Origin of the sequence: Shewanella japonica (assembly GCF_002075795.1) — a bacterium.
In the GTDB taxonomy this organism is placed as follows: Bacteria; Pseudomonadota; Gammaproteobacteria; order Enterobacterales; family Shewanellaceae; genus Shewanella; species Shewanella japonica.
Map to the genome: position 1 here is coordinate 2,450,651 of NZ_CP020472.1, position 19,447 is coordinate 2,470,097.

Annotated in this window: 16 protein-coding genes; 2 read left to right on the forward strand and 14 right to left on the reverse strand. The window is 37.2% G+C overall.

Translation table 11 applies throughout. The features are described 5' to 3' along the window. Positions 1-12: 12 nt before the first annotated feature. From uspE to ccoN, 10 genes are all read right to left on the reverse strand, one after another. On the reverse strand, positions 13-942 hold the full coding sequence (gene uspE / locus SJ2017_RS10460) for a universal stress protein UspE (RefSeq protein WP_055024505.1): 930 nt from the start codon (positions 940-942) through the stop codon (positions 13-15). Between the two features lie 81 nt (positions 943-1,023). Continuing rightward, on the reverse strand, positions 1,024-1,776 hold the full coding sequence (gene etrA / locus SJ2017_RS10465) for an electron transport transcriptional regulator EtrA (RefSeq protein ID WP_055024506.1): 753 nt from the start codon (positions 1,774-1,776) through the stop codon (positions 1,024-1,026). 55 nt (positions 1,777-1,831) lie between these two features. Further along, positions 1,832-2,521, reverse strand: coding sequence for a sulfite exporter TauE/SafE family protein (locus tag SJ2017_RS10470; RefSeq protein ID WP_080915712.1), 690 nt, complete (start codon positions 2,519-2,521; stop codon positions 1,832-1,834). Then, positions 2,514-2,777: a cbb3-type cytochrome oxidase assembly protein CcoS gene (gene ccoS, locus SJ2017_RS21705; protein ID WP_080915713.1), complete on the reverse strand. Its 264-nt coding sequence runs from the start codon at positions 2,775-2,777 to the stop codon at positions 2,514-2,516. Before ccoS ends, SJ2017_RS10470 begins: the two co-directional genes overlap by 8 nt. After that, positions 2,774-5,167, reverse strand: a complete 2,394-nt coding sequence (locus SJ2017_RS10480) for a heavy metal translocating P-type ATPase (RefSeq protein ID WP_080915714.1) — start codon at positions 5,165-5,167, stop codon at positions 2,774-2,776. The genes ccoS and SJ2017_RS10480 overlap by 4 nt, the downstream gene beginning before the upstream one ends. Positions 5,168-5,172: 5 nt before the next feature. Further along, positions 5,173-5,652 (reverse strand): FixH family protein, encoded by a 480-nt coding sequence (locus SJ2017_RS10485; protein WP_080915715.1) that lies wholly within the window; start codon positions 5,650-5,652, stop codon positions 5,173-5,175. A 114-nt stretch (positions 5,653-5,766) separates the two neighbouring features. Beyond that, positions 5,767-6,735 carry a cytochrome-c oxidase, cbb3-type subunit III gene (gene ccoP, locus SJ2017_RS10490; RefSeq protein WP_080915716.1) on the reverse strand — a complete coding sequence of 323 codons (969 nt, stop codon included), beginning with the start codon at positions 6,733-6,735 and terminating at the stop codon, positions 5,767-5,769. Next, entirely contained in the window at positions 6,735-6,911 is a 177-nt protein-coding gene (locus tag SJ2017_RS10495) for a cbb3-type cytochrome oxidase subunit 3 (protein WP_055024512.1), read from the reverse strand. The genes ccoP and SJ2017_RS10495 overlap by 1 nt, the downstream gene beginning before the upstream one ends. Positions 6,912-6,921: 10 nt before the next feature. Next, on the reverse strand, positions 6,922-7,536 hold the full coding sequence (gene ccoO, locus SJ2017_RS10500) for a cytochrome-c oxidase, cbb3-type subunit II (protein WP_055024513.1): 615 nt from the start codon (positions 7,534-7,536) through the stop codon (positions 6,922-6,924). Between the two features lie 11 nt (positions 7,537-7,547). Then, positions 7,548-8,981, reverse strand: a complete 1,434-nt coding sequence (gene ccoN, locus SJ2017_RS10505; RefSeq protein ID WP_055024514.1) for a cytochrome-c oxidase, cbb3-type subunit I — start codon at positions 8,979-8,981, stop codon at positions 7,548-7,550. Positions 8,982-9,252: 271 nt separating this feature from the next. On the opposite strand from ccoN, the gene SJ2017_RS10510 reads away from it, so the two are divergent. Together SJ2017_RS10510 and SJ2017_RS10515 are read left to right on the forward strand one after the other, a co-directional pair. Then, positions 9,253-9,705, forward strand: a complete 453-nt coding sequence (locus SJ2017_RS10510) for a hypothetical protein (protein WP_156003226.1) — start codon at positions 9,253-9,255, stop codon at positions 9,703-9,705. Positions 9,706-9,833: 128 nt separating this feature from the next. After that, positions 9,834-10,073 (forward strand): hypothetical protein, encoded by a 240-nt coding sequence (locus SJ2017_RS10515; RefSeq protein WP_055024516.1) that lies wholly within the window; start codon positions 9,834-9,836, stop codon positions 10,071-10,073. A gap of 806 nt (positions 10,074-10,879) precedes the next feature. On the opposite strand, the gene SJ2017_RS10520 is transcribed toward SJ2017_RS10515, so the two are convergent. From SJ2017_RS10520 to SJ2017_RS10535, 4 genes are all read right to left on the reverse strand, one after another. Continuing rightward, the gene (locus SJ2017_RS10520) at positions 10,880-12,163 is read right to left on the reverse strand and encodes a tyrosine-type recombinase/integrase (RefSeq protein ID WP_080915718.1); all 1,284 of its coding nucleotides are present in this window, start codon (positions 12,161-12,163) and stop codon (positions 10,880-10,882) included. 114 nt (positions 12,164-12,277) lie between these two features. Continuing rightward, on the reverse strand, positions 12,278-13,363 hold the full coding sequence (locus SJ2017_RS10525; protein ID WP_080915719.1) for a response regulator: 1,086 nt from the start codon (positions 13,361-13,363) through the stop codon (positions 12,278-12,280). Positions 13,364-13,416: 53 nt separating this feature from the next. After that, positions 13,417-18,204, reverse strand: coding sequence for a PAS domain-containing hybrid sensor histidine kinase/response regulator (locus tag SJ2017_RS10530; protein WP_156003229.1), 4,788 nt, complete (start codon positions 18,202-18,204; stop codon positions 13,417-13,419). Continuing rightward, positions 18,201-19,415: an EAL domain-containing response regulator gene (locus SJ2017_RS10535; RefSeq protein ID WP_080915721.1), complete on the reverse strand. Its 1,215-nt coding sequence runs from the start codon at positions 19,413-19,415 to the stop codon at positions 18,201-18,203. The genes SJ2017_RS10530 and SJ2017_RS10535 overlap by 4 nt, the downstream gene beginning before the upstream one ends. Positions 19,416-19,447: the final 32 nt, after the last annotated feature.

Consider the following 19,447-nt stretch of genomic DNA (forward strand, 5'->3'; position numbering starts at 1 on the left):
ATGGTAAAGCCTTTAGTCTTCGAGAGGTGATTTATAACCGTCAGGTTTTACAGCGAGTAAATCACAATTAATGCTATCAATTACATGTTCAGCTGTATTACCAATCAGTGCTGCTGAAAAACCAGTACGACCAACGGTTCCTAAAATAACCAGCTCAGCATCTAATTGTTGTGAAAGTTCAGGTATTACGTCTTCTGGTAAACCTTCTTCAACGTGGCAATTTTCAAGCGGAATATTAAAGCTATTGGCTAAGTATTGAATGCGTTGCTCGTGCTGCATTCTAACTGTATCGTTATAACTAACAGCATCAAATTCTGGTAACTCAATTGCTAAATTGACTGGAGTACCAGGGTATCCATTAACTAAGTGAATTTGTGCAGAGAACTTAGCTGCTAAGTTAAGTGCGTTTTCAATGATTTTTGTGTTTAATGTAGAATGTTCTTCATCTTCTGTTGCTACATTTACTGCACATAAAATCTTACCAGCAACAGGCCAATCATGTTCTTTGACCATTAAAACTGGGATAGGCGCTTTACGTAATAAATGCCAATCCGTTGGAGTGAAGATAATTGATTTTAGCTTGTCATGTTCATGAGTGCTTTTAACAAGTAAATCATAATTTTGTTCTATGGCAAATTTAATAACGCTTTCAAAAGGGCGGTTATGCCAAACAACTTTGGTGTCAATATTTAAGCCTGTTTGGGCATACGGAGTAATAGCTTCAGCTAACCAACTTTCTCTTTGATCTATCACACCTTGACGCATGGCTTCTCTTTCTTGACTAGAAAGAATAGAGGTCATTTCATAAGAAAAATCAAATATCGTAAGGAAAGCAGTAATAGTGGCATTGGATTTGGAAGCTAGTTCAACGGCTCGAGCCAATGCAGGTTGATGGTCGGTCATTGGGTTAATGACAACTAATATCTTATTATAATCCTTCATAAAACCTCCAAGCTGTTTTATATCACTATCACTGTTATTGCGTTTTAAGTCGTTGCGTCAGATCATAAAACGGAAAATTTATTAGGTGGCAATCCGTGCATTACCAGCAAGTTGACTTAATGCGACATGATCAATAATTGTAATGTATTTACCTTTAACCTCAATTAAGCCAGACTTTTGAAAACGGCCTAATAAACGGCTGATTGTTTCGACAGTTAATCCTAAATAATTACCAATATCACCACGTGTCATGGTTAATCTAAACTCATGTGGCGAGAAGCCGCGGCTACCAAATCGATTAGCTAGGTTGTTAATAAAGGCTGCTAAACGTTCTTCTGCATTCTTCTTAGAAAGTAATAAAATCATTTCCTGATCGCCCATAATTTCATTACTCATTAGGCGCATGATTTGCTGTCTTAACTTTGGCATCGTGCCAGATAAAGTATCGAGCGTTTCAAAAGGGATTTCACATACCATTGCAGTTTCAAGGGCTTGTGCGAAACTTTGATGAGTTTGAGAATGAATACCATCAAATCCAATAACATCACCTGCAAGGTGAAAGCCAGTAATTTGTTCATCACCTTGTTCAGTGATAGTGAAACTTTTAATTGTGCCTGAACGGATTGCAAAAAGAGATTTAAGAGGATCACCAGATTTGAAAATTTGATCGCCTTTTTGAACGGGCTTTTTGCGCTCAATAATCTCATCGAGCTTATCTAGCTCGTTGTTATCTAGCGTAAAAGGAATACAAAGCGACTCCATACTGCAATCATGACAATGAATGGCACAACCACCTGTTGATGCGCGAAGTTGTTTTGTTTGATCTGTAGGCATATATATTCTCAATTAATTACTACATCACCATGTTAAACTAATAACATTACTTGAGCTAGTTTAGCTGCATGATTGCGATATAAATAGTCTGTAATCCAAATACTACAATAAGGATCCCACTTAAGCGCCTTACGTTCTTCTTTTGAACCCAAGTCGATAATGTTTTTGCAGCAACGCCGGCACTTAATAAAGCAGGTAGAGTACCCGCACCGAATGCCAACATAATTAATGCACCAGTTAAAGCATCCCCTGACGCCACTGACCAAGTTAATGTGCTATAAACTAAGCCACAGGGAAGCCATCCCCAAATCATGCCAGCAATAACAGCTTGATATCGATTCTTAATTGGCAATAATCGATTAGCTATCGGCTTAAGCGCACGCCATAACCCTTGGCCGAGTTTTTCTATCTGTACAATGCCAAACCAAAATTGAGCGATATACAAACCTGTTGCTATCATCATAATGCCAGCAAATAATCGTAGGGCGATCAAATAACTGTCAACATCAAACATATAGCCTAAAGCTGCAGTACTGGCGCCAGCTAACGCACCAGCTAATCCATAACTTATAATTCGACCTGCATTGTAGCTAATTAAAAAGCTTAACTGGTTTGCGAGTCTATTACCGCTAGTATTAGGTAAATTACTCGCAAAGGCACCAATTAAGCCACCACACATGCCGAAACAATGCGCAGCTCCCATTAGCCCTACTAGAAATGCTCCCCAAACATTGTACTCAATCAACTTGTGTAGACTCGGTTGCTTTTGTTGATTTTATCGCTGTTGAAGATTCAGATTCAGAATCAGTTTCTTGATGACTATTTTGTTGTTCGGTATTTTTCTTAAGTGTTTGAGTTGCATTGTCTTCATCAAATAAAATTGAAACACTTTGTCTATCGAGATCATCAAACTGTTCAGATTTTACAGCCCAAAAAAATACGGCGACAGCGACGGCAACAAATAACATTGCTATTGGAATTAATACATAAATAATGCTCATGGTTTTATCCTTAGCAAACGAAGGCTATTTGAAACAACAATAATTGAGCTTAATGACATCCCTAAAGCGGCAATATAGGGAACAACATGACCAGTTACCGCAAGCGGTAAAATAATTATATTATAAGCAAACGCCCAAATTAAATTTTGCTTTATGATTTGATTAGTTTTTTTAGCCACGGTTATTGCTTGGCTAAATTTAGATAATTGATCGCCAAGAAGAATGACATCTGCGCTATTTTTAGCAATAGCACTACCACTTCCCATTGCAACAGATAAGTTTGCCCCAGCAAGAACCGGTGCGTCATTGATTCCATCACCAAACATAGCGACGTTTTGCTTTTGTTGTAACTTGTTGACTAAGTCCAGTTTATCTTTTGGACTTAATCCCGCAAAGCTGTTTTTAATGTTAAGTTCTTTCGCAATAGCTAATACATGCTCTGAAGTATCACCACTCGCAATACTGACGTCTATATTTGCGCTAATTAATCCATTCACAGCGGTATAACTGTTTTCTCTTATCGCATCTTGGAGAACAAAACATGCACATATTAAATCATCTACTGATAGCCAGAGTAGTTGGCCGTGACATAAACTTGCATCAACGCCAACGAATTGTGCGTTGCCTAACTTTACGGTTGAATCATTAATAACAGCAGAAAGCCCCAAACCAACATGGTTAGTAATATTTTGAGCTGTAATCCCATCAAGCTCGATATTTGCGAATGCTTTGGCAATTGGGTGCAGTGAACCGACTTCCATTGCTGCTGCATAGCGGCTAGCAGTTAACTCATCTATGTTATCGGTGACGACAATATGGTTAATTGACACTGAACCACAAGTTAATGTTCCAGTTTTATCAAAAACAACATGTTCAATTAAAGGAAGTTTTTCAAATACACCAGGTTTACGAATGATTATCCCAAGTTTAGTCAAAATCGCTGTCGAACATGTTATTGCTGTTGGTGTTGCTAAGGCTAGGGCGCAAGGACATGTAGCGACCAACACTGACAACATGACCCAAAACGCATCTTCTGGTGAAATAAAATGCCAAAAAACATAGGTTAAAGCAGCAATAGCAATAATGGCTGTTGAAAAGTAACTTGCGGATTTATCGACCATTAACGCAATTTTAGGCTTGTTGTTTGATGCGATTTCTTGCAGCCGTATTATTTCAGCAACTAGCTGGTCTTGACCCAGTGCCGTAACAGTAATTGTGATGGGCTGGTCGATATTGATAGTGCCTGCAAACACACAGTCATCAGTGGCTTTTAAGACAGGCAGTTGCTCTCCCGTTAGCATCGCTTCATTGACGCCGGACTTACCAGAAATAATGACGCCATCAGCAGCAACAACATCGCCAGGTTTGATCAGTATTTTATCACCAATATTGAGCCTTTTAGCAGGTATATCTTCAATACTGTCAGTACCATTTTCATCGACGGTAATTCGGTGCGCTGTTAGCGGTATGAGTTTATGTAAATTACTCGAACTTTCTGATGCTGTCTGCTTGGCCTTTTGTTCAAAGTATCTTCCAAGTAACAAAAAGAAAGTGAACATAGAAACTGATTCAAAATAGACTTCACCTGTTCCATTAATTGTGGCGATACAACTTGCAATATAAGCACCAATAATGGCAATTGAAACGGATAAATCCATGTTGACTCGAGCGCCAAGTAAACTTCTTACTGCACTAAAATAAAAAGGTTGAGCTGAGTAAAACACAACGGGAGCGGCTAATGTCATACTGACCCAGCGAAAATAATCTCGCATTTCAGTATCGTAGGTTACAAAATAATCTGAATAAAGTGCCAGTGCAAACATCATGACCTGCATCGTCGCAAAGCCAGCGAGTCCAAGTCTTAACAGGAATTTTTTTCCCTCTTTCTTACTTTGTTTTTCTTGTTCATCGACTTGATACGGAGCAGCTTGGTAACCGATACGACTTATCTCAGCGAGGATTTCACTGAGTTTAACGCATTGATTATCCCATGAGACTAAAGCACGTTGGGTAGTGGAGTTTACTGAGATACTGATGATGCCATTGAGCTGCTTTAATTTATGTTCAATTAACCAAGCACAAGCTGCACATGTAATACCGTCTATTGATAATGATAGGGTACTATTGTTTTCGACTGCATGAACCAAATCCTGCTGAATTTCTGGCAAATCATACGCTGAATATTGTAATAATTCAGTTGGAACCAAGGCCGTTTGACGACTTCCTGGTTCGCTTCGATACTGATAATAACTGCTTAAACCTGAATCAATAATCGCTTGAGATACAGCCTGACAACCTGGGCAACACATCTGACGTGGCTGATTGTCGATAACCGTTATAAACTCGTCTTTTGTGATTACGGGCTCGTTGCAATGAAAACAATTCTGCATTTAAATTAGTTCAACCAATATTCAACATCGTCTGTAATTTCAATTCGTTGCTGAATTCTCCAACTTGCATCGAAGCCTTCTAGTCGAACATTCCACGGTCCAGATATAGCATTAGATAAACCAATTCGGTAATTACCTTCGCCATCAGCTGTAGCATTGATATTAAAATCTTTTTCTTCAATAGTGGGATGGATAAAGCTTACTTTAAGTGCTGCTGTATATGCTGGCCCGCCATGTTGAGAAATTATTAATTCGTGATCATCAACTTCTACCAAGTATTGCATACCAAGATTTTTAGCCTGCTTTATTTTACGCAAATCCATATTGATGGCTTTGCCTTCTTTGTAATAATCATCTGAAACTAGCGAATCTGCATTGTCGATGGCAATACTCATTGCAACCATACTTTTAAGTACAACGACTAGTAAAAGTACAATGATGAACCATGGCCAAAAATGCTTATACCAAGGGAGAGGGGCAGACATAGAACGGTCCTAAAAATAAGAATTATTATGTGTTTATTTTAACTCGAAAAGCCTTAATAATCACTTAAAAAAAAGGCTTCGTTTTCACGAAGCCTTTATGTTATCAAGCTGTAACTATTTGTTTGATAAGCTATAAACGTAAGCAGAAATCACATGGACTTTTTCTTCGCCTAGAATATCATTCCATGCAGGCATTACACCTGAACGGCCATTAGCAATAGATTGCATAACTTGTAAACGGCTGCTTCCATATAACCAAGCATCGTCAGTTAAGTTTGGTGCACCCATGAACTTATTACCAGTTCCATCCATACCGTGACAGGCAAAACAACCTTTCATGAATGATGCCTGACCTTGCGCAGCAAGTGTGGCGTCATGATCACGGCCAGAAAGTTTGAAGACATATTCAGCTAAACCTTGAATTTCGCTGTCTTCAATTGGTAATCCACCTTTAGGCGGCATCATACCGTTACGTCCGTTCATAATAGATGTTTTGATCGTAGCTAACTCACCACCGTATAACCAATTATTATCAGTTAAGTTAGGGAAGCCAATGCTACCTCTAGCATCTGAGCCATGACACTGAGCACAGTTTTGCAGGAATAAACGTCCACCAACCTTTAGAGCTTCTTCATCTTTAACTAACTCTTCTAAAGGAGTCGCTAAGTATGCAGCAAAGATAGGGCCGTATTTTTCATCTGCAGCGGCAACTTCACGGTCGTATTGTGAAAGACGGTTTTCACTTTTAGCAAGTTCAACAGCCTTTTTTGAATCAACTTTAATACCTTCTTCATAACCAACACTTTGATTAGAGCTTGTCCAACCAAATAACCCCTGGTAACTACCAAGACCAGGATATAAAGCCAAGTAAATTAAGCCAAATAAAATACTGATGTAGAACATATAAGCCCACCACTTAGGGAGTGGGTTATTGAGTTCTTCAATACCATCAAACTTATGCCCCATTGATTCACCTTCTTCAATACCTGTTTTGTTCTTTGAACAAGCACGAAGAAGTAAGAAACAACCTGCAATAACTAACAGTGTTGGGAAAATAATCCAAACATTCCAAAAGATACTCATTACTTATTATCTCCTGAATGTTGAGTTTGTTTTGCAATTTCTTCTTCTGAAAAAATTAAGTTTGCGGCTTCATCAAAGCCAGCTTTACTTTTTGAGCTATAGGCCCAGTAAAATATGCCGGCAAAAACGACCATAACAATAATGGTTAGAATGCCTTGTAACGTTCCATAATCCATAATTGCCTCCTTATTTAAGCGCGTGGCCTAAAGACTGAAGATAAGCGATTAACGCTTCTAATTCAGTTTTGCCTTCAACAGCCGCTTGTGCGCCAGCAATTTCTTCTTCGGTATACAAATTATGATCCGGGTGGAAATTACTTAAGATTTGCATCTTATTACCAGTGAGTTTGCCATCTAGTCGGTTGTCAGCTAACCATGGGTAAGCTGGCATATTTGACTGTGGTACAACATCACGTGGATTGATTAAATGCACTTCATGCCATTTGTCACTGTAACGTCCACCAACACGAGCTAAATCTGGACCTGTTCGTTTAGAACCCCATTGGAACGGGTGATCCCATACAGATTCGCCAGCTACAGAGTAGTGACCATAACGTTCAGTTTCAGCACGTAAAGGGCGGATCATTTGACTGTGACAGTTATAGCAGCCTTCACGAACATAAATGTCGCGACCTTCAATTTCTAAAGCATTATACGGCTTTAACCCTTCAACTGGTTCAGTCGTATCTTTAGCAAATAAAAGCGGAGTAATCTGTACCAAACCACCAAAACTGATAGCAATAACGGTAAAGATACCTAGCAGACCGATGTTTTTCTCGATTATTTCATGATTAAATTTCATCGTTCTGCTCCTTATGCTTTTTCTTCAGCTAATGCTGGTAAAGAATCTTTAGGGGCATTCACTGTACGCATAACGTTGTACGCCATAATGAACATACCAGTTAAGAAGAACACACCACCAATAAAGCGTACAAAGTAGAATGGGTAAGAGGCTTCTAAACTCTCAACGAAACTATAAGTTAATGTTCCATCAGAGTTAACAGCACGCCACATAAGACCTTGCATAACACCAGAAATCCACATTGCTACGATGTATAACACAGTACCAATTGTTGCTAACCAGAAATGAACATTAACAAGGTTAGTGCTGTACATACGGCCGTGACCGAACAATACCGGGATAAGGTGATATAAAGAACCAATAGACACCATCGCAACCCAGCCTAACGCACCTGAATGCACGTGACCTACAGTCCAGTCTGTGTAATGGGAAAGGGCGTTTACAGTTTTAATTGCCATCATTGGTCCTTCGAAGGTAGACATACCATAGAAAGATAGTGAAACAACTAAGAAACGTAACACAGGATCGGTACGTAGTTTATGCCAAGCGCCTGATAAGGTCATAATACCGTTGATCATGCCACCCCAAGAAGGAGCGAATAAAATCAGCGACATCACCATGCCTAACGTTTGTGTCCAATCAGGTAAAGCAGTGTAATGTAAGTGGTGAGGACCAGCCCAAATATACAGTGCAATCAATGCCCAGAAGTGAACAATAGACAGTCTGTATGAGTAAACAGGACGTCCAGCTTGCTTAGGAACAAAGTAATACATCATACCCAAGAAACCAGCAGTCAGTAGGAAACCTACCGCATTATGGCCATACCACCATTGCACCATGGCATCGACTGCGCCAGAGTACATAGAATACGATTTGAATAAGCTGACAGGTACTGCCATTGAATTCACAATGTGAAGTACTGCTACCGTGATAATGAAAGCACCAAAGAACCAGTTTGCAACATAAATGTGCGACGTCGTTCGTTTAATGATTGTGCCAAAGAACACTACTGCATATGCTACCCACACAACGGTGATTGCAATATCAATAGGCCACTCAAGTTCTGCATATTCTTTACCAGAGGTAAAACCCATTGGTAGCGTGATTGCAGCTGAGAGAATAATGGCTTGCCATCCCCAGAATGTAAATGCAGCTAATTTAGGTGCAAATAAACGGGTTTGACAGGTGCGTTGTACGATATAGTAGGATGTTGCGAATAGGGCTGAAGTACCAAACGCGAAAATCACGGCATTCGTATGAAGCGGTCTAAGACGACTATACGTTAACCATGGTGTTTCGAAGTTTAGTTGAGGCCAGATTAACTGGGCCGCAATCAATACACCTACTGCCATACCAACGATTCCCCACAAAACAGTGGTTAATGCAAATTGGCGAACAATAGTGTAGTTGTAATCAGCGCCTGTAGGCTGGGAATGATTCATCATAATGCTTCCACGGCTTATTACTTTTACTTTTAATTATAGTAAAGACGGTGCTTTACCTGTTCAGGTGACATTTGACGAAAAAACAAACTGTTTTGAAGTAGGTTTTTACCGCTATGTCAAGGTATTACCTCATGTTTTTAATATCTATCACGAGGCAATGCAATGATACTTGAGCTGCGTCAAAAAAGATACTCACTGGCCATGAGTAAACTTGATCCAGATCAATTTCCTAAAGATAATGTTATCAAAATGAGTCATGAGGTTATTATTTGTGCAGTTTTTAACAAAAGCCGTTTTCTTGTTATTTTTTATCACTAATTTAGTAGGATGCGATTCACAAACGCATGCAGAACATAAAGTATTACAATCGATCGATCAGACTTTATGTCAGTTTCATCGTGAAGTTTGTAATCAAGATGTTAATGATCTCGTAGTGGGGCTTATGATTAACCCGGTTTTTGCGCCAAGTGAAAAACCATTACAGATTAAATTACACTTTTCTGCGCCTGTTTCAGATGTTGAGATGCGAATTGAAGGGCGAGATATGTTTATGGGAGTCATCCCTGTTAATCTTCAATCTGTTGATGAAGTTAATTACACTGGCACTGGTATTTATGGTTCATGCAGCAGTGATTACATGGTATGGCGAGCATTTGTCAGCTATTCATATCAAGGTCAAACTCAATCTACTTGGTTTGACTTCTTAGCTGACAACTCCGGTTAATGTGTTCGTTGTTAGCTTGACTGATATAGGAGGGATTATTTCAATCTGTATTTAAAAACGAATAAACGCTATTGATAATCATTATCATTAAGCTATAATTAGTCTAGGTTCAATTAGAGATTAACATTATGGCTAATTTAAACATATCTATCCCATTAGAAAAAATGGCTCTACTTATTCAAAGCGGACATTTATGTGTAGCAGACTTTAAAAGTTTGGATCAACAAACAAAACAAAAGCTTTGGCAACTGTGTTTATTATCATGCAAAAAAAGGGTTAATTGTACTAACGCCAGTCAATTTATGGATCTGATTGAACAAGAAAGTCAGCTTGAAACTGACAGGATTGACATAGCCGACCTTACTTGAGTTTAAGCGTGATAGAGCTAATTAAGCTTAAAGGACTTGTTTATTCAATAGGTTACTTAGTTTCGTTGTTCAGGTTGGTATCAAGAAATCTCCTAAGAATAGATTAGCAATAACTCTGTAATTGAAGAGTATATCTTGCTTATAACTTTCATTTTATAGGCTATGTATACCTGGCAATAGCTTTGACTTCTGAGCTGTCTTTAAATCTGCAGGCTATTCTTCAAACTAAGAATACCTGCCATTAAGTATAAGAACATGGCATAACCGTGTTCAAGACAACAGCCATTGAATATACGCGCTGCTTTGGCTAAAACAATCAAGCATGAATGTCTCCAATGAGATGCTTCATGAGATCACATTTACATCTCACAAGTATTATTTATAAAGTCACAATTAAAGTCACAATCTAAAGTCATAGTTAAAACCAATAACCATAATGGTTTAATAACTGCCGAAGTTCTAACAAGAACCAATGATTGTCTCAAGAACGAATCAATGTCTTTGGAAAACAACTGAGTGATAAACTCGACATCTGTCATAGGCAAGTTAATCTAAAGATATACACATTTAAGACTACAAACACTCAATCAGCAATCATCTACACAAGACTTCGCACAATGTATATTATGTTAAATAGGATAATTATCAATATACATACTCAATTTAACTACGTAACCGAACTCACTACCTTAGCCCGTATCCTTACCCATTTCTGTTAAATTGATTAAATAACACGCGTCGCTGTGTAAATTCTATGGGTATTGCCCTTGATTACCTTTTCAGATTTTACGTAGCGACGCGATAAATTAGATGTGATCTAGCGGTTTGTTTGCTGCACTTTGGTGTCTTTCTATTTGTGTGGTGTGTAAATACTGGGATGTAGTATCAATGCTTTCATGACCCGCATCAGCTTGAACGTGCGACAATGGCCTTTGGTTTATATTAATATCATGTGTTATCCCAGTATGGCGAATATTATGCGCAGTTAGTTTTCTCATTAATAAGCTATCTTGTTCAAACCCATCTTCAAGTGCTTTATCTGCAGCCAGGTCAATGATCTTATCTAGCTCGTCTCGAATTTGTCTTATGCCTAGGTTCGCGCTAATTTGTCCAGCTTCTCGACCATGTGCTGCCGCTTTATGCCTAGTAAACAATGGATGTTGTTCAGTAATACTTGGTAAGTCTGTTAACCCTAAGTAAGCTCGGTAGTGAGTTAAACTTTTTAATAAACTTTTTGAGACTGCAATATTTCTGGCTTTGCCACTTTTAGAAAATGGCACATGGAAGTACCAAGTTTTAGTATGACTGTCTTGTCTAAATTGCGACATCATTGGTGAATAACCAGCTCTGGCACTGATTTCTGATATACGTAAATAACAGCAATACATCAGATTAATGAGAAACAAGCTACGCTGATGTTTTTCAGGTTCGTGTTCAGCCATATTGTTTACGGTACTGACAACATAAGACCATTGTAACTTCGTGAATGCATGATTGTTATCATCTTCATTCTTTACATATTTATGGTTAATCGCAAAACGGCTATGCTTAAGCCATAGTTGAGCTGGGTTTCTTTCTGTGTATTCTTCACTATTTAAATATCCATAAAATGAAGAAAGAATAGCGATTTTTGTTTTAAGTGCATTGTCACTCAATACATAAGGTTGTTTTTCACCGTACTGTTTTTTGCCAACAAATGGGCGCCATTGCGCATTTGGCACTCGTTCATCCAATGCTTTATCTTGCTTAAATTGGGCAACATTGAAGTAGCCAATAAGCTGCTCAGGTGGTTTTTCACAATAACTAATATAACGACTGATATCTTTTCTAGTGAGTTGAATTGGTGATAATGAGGCTACATCAAAACACCAGTGTAGAAATGTAGTCAGTTCGCTACGATAGGTTTTATAGTTATTTTCTGATTGTCTTTGTTCAAACAACCAATCTGAACAGTGCTCAATAATTAAACCAGCATCAGGAACTTTGGTTAAGGAAACCTGAGTAATATACTGATTAACATAACTATTTCCAGTTAATATAAATTCAGATTTATCAAACAACGGATATACAGGGGGAAATTCTTGCGACATAGTTCATCTGCAATATAAACTCAATAAGGCGTTGATTATAACAAGTTTATTCCCAAATGATTAATGCCGATAACGTTATTTATCGGCATTAAAATACCTGAAATTAAATGATGATTAGATTACAGCGAGTACTTTTTTCAACAAGGTTTCCGCATTAGTTGGTTTCACAATGTAATCTATAGCGCCAAGTTCTCTGCATTCAATAAAACTTTCTTTATCGGAATTACTTGTCAGCATAATAACTGGCAGTTTATCGAGTATGTTCATTTTGTTCATCGTTTTTAAGGTATCTATGCCATTTAGAACCGGCATGTCGATATCGAGCAATACTAGTTCAGGTTTGCAGTTTTTTAGTTTATTGATGGCCTCTGCTCCATTAGTGGCGACTTCTACATCAAACCCTTTGGGTTTTAAAATCGTGGTAATGATTTTTAACATCACATTCTGATCATCAACCACAAGAACTAACGGCATTTTCTTTTTAAAACTCGGTGTAGCGCCCTTCACTTTGCTGCCTATCTCTTTGAAATAGCTTTGGTTATGTGCCTTGAAATTTTCAACTTTAGGTTTTATTTTTGATACATGGCCATTCATTGTTTCAATTGAATCAGTAGGTTCAAGGCTACAGAGGTTATCTATCTCAGTGATGAGCTCATTTAACAATTCATGTTGAATCCCCTTCTCATCGCTGATTGAAGTTTCAACTTCATGCAATTGTATAGAGACGTTTTGTAATTTATTAATAATCGTTTTTTTGTCTTCTTCGTATAAGTGCGCTTTATCCTGACTTGTAAGCAAATCGCACATCTGGGCTATTGAAAGTCGAATTCGGTTCATATCATATATTGGTTTAAACGTTTCGTAACTGTAGAACCGCCCTTTTGAACACTCAAAATATGCTGCTTCACGATGCTCTCGACAGCAAATTAACAAAGACAAATGCTCCTTATTGAATAAATCTTTTGAATCGTTCAGTTTTTCAATAATTTCATTAAATTCTACCGCCTCTTTCGGCTCTTCAAATGCATAAATGAACAGCAAAGGTCGGGTCTTATCTTCGGTAAATTTTATAAATTGGTCTTGGTTTGTGTTTATTTCGCAATACAATATCTTTTGATACTTATTCCTAAGTATCTCTTGTATCACTTTTTTTATCTCTATAGATTGATAAAACACAACGACATTTACCAAATTGTCCATAGGTTGTCCTTCTTATATGAGTTATCGACCATGTCGTTTAACACAAGGCGCAGTTATACAACTTCTCTTTGTTTTAATATTTGATTAATTGCGCTGAGTTCTTTATCTATTTCAGGATACTTACTTTCAATACCATCAAAGTCAGTGTTATTTTTTTCTATCCATTTAAAAATATCACTCAACTCAATCGCGCCACTAGAAACTGATGCGCCTTTCGCTGCATGACTTTTACTGCGAATGATTTCTGAGTTTCTTTCGGCGCAATGTTGTTTTAATGCTTCATAGTCTTCATTCACGCTAGTCCAAAACATGGCTAAAATTTCATTAGTGATACTTTCATCATCTGTTCCAATGACCGCTTTTAATTTTTCAAAATCAATTGAATTATTGTGTTGCTCAAAACCATTTGTCATTGAGTAAGAAACACTTTCGGGCTGTTGGTGAATACCAGTAAGCGGTAAATATTGAACTAGCTTTTCTTGAAGAAGTTCTATTTCTATTGGTTTAGCTAAATAGTCATCCATACCTGCTTCTAAACAGTTTTCTGATTCGCCCACCATTGCGTTTGCTGTTACTGCAATGATGGTTATTGGTGAACAATTTTGTTTTAACTCTTGCTCTCTAATGGTTCTAGTCAATTCAAGACCGTCCATATTTGGCATATGACAATCAGTAAGTAATAAATTGAATCGACCAGACTGCCATTTTTCAAGAGCTTCAACACCATCATTTGACATTTCATATGCATAACCCAGGCTTTCTAATTGTTTACCTAGTACGAGGCGATTTGTTGGCTGGTCTTCCGCAACCAATATTAAGCTATTAGTTTGTTCTGCTTCTTCAATCGTTTGCGTAATGACTTTCTCAAACGATTGACTGTTTTCAGTTGACCAATCTAATGCAGGGCTTTCAAGGCCGCACAATACCGCCATTCCGAATATAAACTCTGTGGGTTTGTAAGGATGAGCGGCACAAACATAAGTATAAGGATCTAAATGTCCCTTTGTTGCAATAGGATCATCATTAAGAATAAGTGTTTTAATTGACTGACTTATTTCAGTAAAAGATACACTATTGTTATCGGTAATCAGTAAAGCATTAGAGGTATCCTGAGCTAGACTTTCAAGTTCATCGAACTCAACACTTGATACTCGATTACAACACAATTGATTTAGAATCATCAAACACGCATGTTTACGTTCTTCATTACTTATCGATACTAAAACATTGAACTTTTTAAAATCAAATTGTGAAAAAGCGCCGTTATCAAGTTGCGTTAGCTTTTCTATTAAGGGCAAAGTGACCGTAAAGTTACTTCCCTTACCTACTTCACTTTCAATTTCAATGTTTCCATTCATTAGTTCAGTAAATGACTTAGTAATACTTAGCCCCAAACCTGTTCCGCCAAATTTACGCGTCGTTGAGGTATCAGCCTGTGTAAATGGAACAAATAAGGTTTCTTGTTGAGACTGTGATATCCCAACACCGTTATCTATGACTTCTAAAATAAGATTCTCATTAGTTAATTGAGTCCTGATAACCACTACACCTTTTGAATTAAGGCTTTTCGAAAACTTAACAGCATTGCCCGTTAGATTTAAAATAATTTGTCTCAACCTAACTGAGTCAAATAACAATTCTTTCGGTATTGATAAATCTGGGTAAATATAAATTTCCACATTATTGTTTGAAGCATTAATCCAAAGGCTATCGATAGTTTTTTCTATAATAGACAGTACGTTACATGGGTTTATATCTAACTCTATTTGTCCCGATTCAATTTTAGAAAAATCCAAAATATCATTAATAATATCTAACAGTGAAAAAGACGAATCACGAATAGTCGTGGCCATTCGTTTTTGGTCTGCATTTAATGGCGTATTTTTGAGCAGATCAATCATACCAATAACACCATTCATCGGCGTTCTAATTTCGTGGCTCATGGTCGCTAAGAAACGAGATTTAGCTTTACTCGCCTGACGCGCTGACTCTGTTTCTTTTTCTAATTTTTGTTGAACTTGTTTTTCATAGGTCAGATCGACATTAATTCCGTACATCGTCACAGGTAAATTATTTTCATCCAGTGATAGGTTTGCAGCACACTGCAGCCAATGAATGGTTTTATCTTTTCGATTTATGATTCTAAATTCGGTCTTTAATGATGTGATGTTAGAAATAGCATCGCTGACTTCTTGTTCAGCCTGTTCTACGTCATCAGGGTGCACATTATCTCGCCAATCGTTGTATTCAATACTCTTACCGTCTTCAACTCCGTATAAGCGGTACATTCTTGAATCCCAATTTAACTGACCTGTTTTTATATCAAATGACCAATTACATACGCCGCCAGCTTCTGATGCTAAATTTAAACCGCTCAATAACTTATCACGTTCAAAATTTGCACGATGTAGCTCTTCTGCAGACTGTTGACGCTCAGTAATATCTTCCACTACAGCAATAAAGAATTTAGGTTCGTTACTGTCTGCATCTCTTACTAATGACACAGATAAATTAGCCCAGAAAAAGGAACCATCATTTCTTATATAACGTTTGTCGGTATTAAAATACGTTATTTCATCTGCTAATAACTGCTTAATGTACTGATAAGATTGCTCCAAATCATCTTTGTAAGTCACATCTTTGATACTTTTAGTAAGCAGTGTATCTTCGTCATAACCTAATATTTCGCACATCTTGGTATTAACTTCGACAAACTTAGTATCTACCCCAATCCGACCGATACCAACGGCTGCTTGGTTAAATGCCGTTCTATAAATCAATTCTTGTTCATACAATTTTGTTTGTAATGCTAATTCTCTTTGCTTAATTTGTTCTTGGAATGAAATATCTCTGATTATGGCGACATACATAGCTTTAGCATCTAATGTTGTTTCGCCAACTGACATTTCAATTGGTATCTGGTGCCCAGCTTTATGGAGTCCAAACAGTTTTTTAGGTTCGCCAATGTAATCTTTTATCCATGAGTTGAATGGAATATTGTTTGCCTGTTCTAATTGTGTTGGCTGTAAACCTGCTAATAGAATATTAATGTTTTTATCGAGTAAGTCATTACGGTTTCGGCCGAATATTAATTCTAAAGAGCGATTAGCATCTTGAATGATACCGTTCTGATTTAATACGATTGTACCGTCTAGCGCCGCATCAAAAACGGCTCTTAATCTATCAGCAGAATCTTTTGACTCTTTAGTTCGCTCTTCTAGTATTAATGACATTTCTGTCATCGTTTCTTCTTCTTTTCTTTTGTCTTCGGTTATGTCATTTTGCACGCCAATGAAGTGAGTTAACTCTTTGTTTTTATTGTATACAGGACCTATAGACAAATTATTAATAAAGGTCTCACCCGTTTTGGTGTAATTAGTAATAACCACATTACAGGACATGCCTTTGTTAATGGCATGAGCTAGCTGTTTTACTTTGTCTTTTTCTGTTTTAGCCCCTTGTAAAAAACGGCAATTTTTACCTAAAACCTCTTCGGGCCTATAGCCAGTAATTTGGGTAAAAGCTCGATTAATAAAGATAATCGGTTGATCGGGTAACCGCACATCTGTAACGATAATACCTGTGGACGTAGAATTAATCGCACTACGTTGTAACTCGAGTAGTTCTCGCTGTTCTTCGTTTTTATTAATTAGCTTTGTTCTTTCTATAAATTTGCTTTCAAGCTCTTTTAATGCGACATGTAAATCTGCTGAAATATATTTACTATCAATACTAGTTGAAGAGTCTGTAGCCAAATCACTGACAAAATTAGAAAGTTCGTTCAAAGGATTCAATAAGTTCTTAAATACCGAATACATTAATATGAAAAAGACAATAAATAAGAAAAATAAAAAGATACTGGCGTTTTGTATCATCACAACCGATGCGGAAAAGGCCTCATCATGATCAATTCTGACGAGTGTAGACCAACCTATTCCTTGTAATTCATTGTAACCCTCAAAGTGATTATAAATAGTTATTTGTTGCTCATCACTTTGATCATGGGATGATATTTCAGTACCAGAAAAACCGGCTATTGCTCTATCTGCACCGATAACACCCTCTTTAACAAGGTTAATGTTGCTGATACGGTCAAAGTTACGAACATATTTTGATTGTTTAAAACCAATTGGATCATATTCAACTATCAATACACCTTTGGCATCAATTAGGGACAGCTCTACATGATGAAGATCTTTTTCTGCAAGCTGGTTATAGATATTTTTAAATACTTCTTCGACCACATAAAAGTCGATGATATTGACCCAGATGCCTATCATTTCTCCTTCAGTGCTCAGTAAAGGTGTGCCAATAAGTAGATCAAATCTATTTTCATACTCATCAATAAAACTTCGTTGCGGACCGAATAAATAAACTTGATTACTTCTATTATTTTTATGATTTTTAATGGCTTTAAACCATTGGGAATTAGCGATGGTAACTTGGTCTAAATTAGATGGCGGTATAGAAATTGAATTGTAATTCTCTGTGTTTTCGACAAGAATTTTACCTTGTAGATCAAGTACAGCAATTTTAGTCAATGTATTGCGACTTTTAGCTAGATTATTTAATTCTTGTTGAAACAGTTCAGATGTTACCTTTGCATTAAAACTCGTTTGATCTATCTCACCTAAGAATAATGGCAAAAACACAGCATCAAGATAACTTTGATAAAGGCTCTTTTCTATTAAGCTTGTGAGTAATTTTGCTTCACGTTCATAGAAGGAAATAGTCTGCTCTTTTAACAAATTATTTATCGAAATTGAAAAGACAAGTACACCCACAAACAAGATGCATATAGATATAAAAAATATCGTTGGAATAGGCTTAGAAAGTTTCAAAGTTTTGATTCCTCTAACGAGTTTACCCCAAAGCTCAAACCGCTTTCATTTATCTCATTAACAATGTCATGAGCGGCCAGCGGTTGACTAAAATAGAAACCTTGTGCAACTTTACATCCGAGCTTTATGATTAATTGCTTGGTTTCAAAATCTTCAACCCCCTCTGCCACGGCTAACAGATCCAAATCTTTTGCTAATGAAATACTGCGTCTAAACAAGGCTTTAGATTTATCGTTGTTTAGTATGTCAGCAACGAAGCAACGATCAATTTTAAGTTCGTTAAAAGGCAACATGTGCAGTTGTTCAAGTGAAGCGAACCCAGTACCAAAATCATCTATAGATAATTTAAACTTCATCATTCTAAGACGCAGTAAGGCAACAATCATCACTGACGGATTAGAAGGAATCGCAGTTTCAGTTAATTCGCAGGTTATTGCGTCATTGTTTATGCCGTGCGTTGCCGCTGTTTCTTCAAGCCAATGTGGAATAGTCTCATCATCTAACAACTTGCCAGATAAATTAATCGATAAGTTTAGTTTTTTATATTCAGGTTTTAACATTGAAAAATACTGAAACGCATCATTGATAACGGCTTTAGTCAACGGCATGATTAAATCAGTTTCTTCGGCTTTATTAATAAACTGTGAAGGCAAGATAATTTGACCATTGTCTACAATTCTTGCTAATGCTTCAAAACCACATATTTCATTGGTCAATAGATTATATTGTGGTTGAAAAAACGCTTTTACATGTCCATTAACAATATAATCCTTGAGATCATGCTCGGTAATATCTGGCAATGGAGTTTGGTACTGCTTCATGTTTATTGATGCTGCTTGCTTAATAAACGACTGAAGCATATCGGAGGTGATTGGTTTAGGGACAATACCTAGAATATTAAGGTGATAATGGGTTGCGAGCACTTTAGCAGAGTTAAGTAAGCTCTGATCTTCTCCACTAAATAATACTATTGGGGTAGCATACTGTAACTCGATGAGTCTTTGTAAAAGGTATAAGCCATCCTTCACTGGCATATTTAAATCACAAAATATCAGGTCGAAATGATTTGTTTTTATTAATTCGAAGGCCTCTAATCCATCGGCAGCTTCTGCAATAGTGTATTGACCTAATAGGCCAAGACTTTTCGAGAAAATTTTTCGGATGACAGCTTGGTCATCAACTATTAATACAGAGCGTATTTCCTTCGTCACCGTCCCTCCGTTATGCGAATATCCCTTTCTTA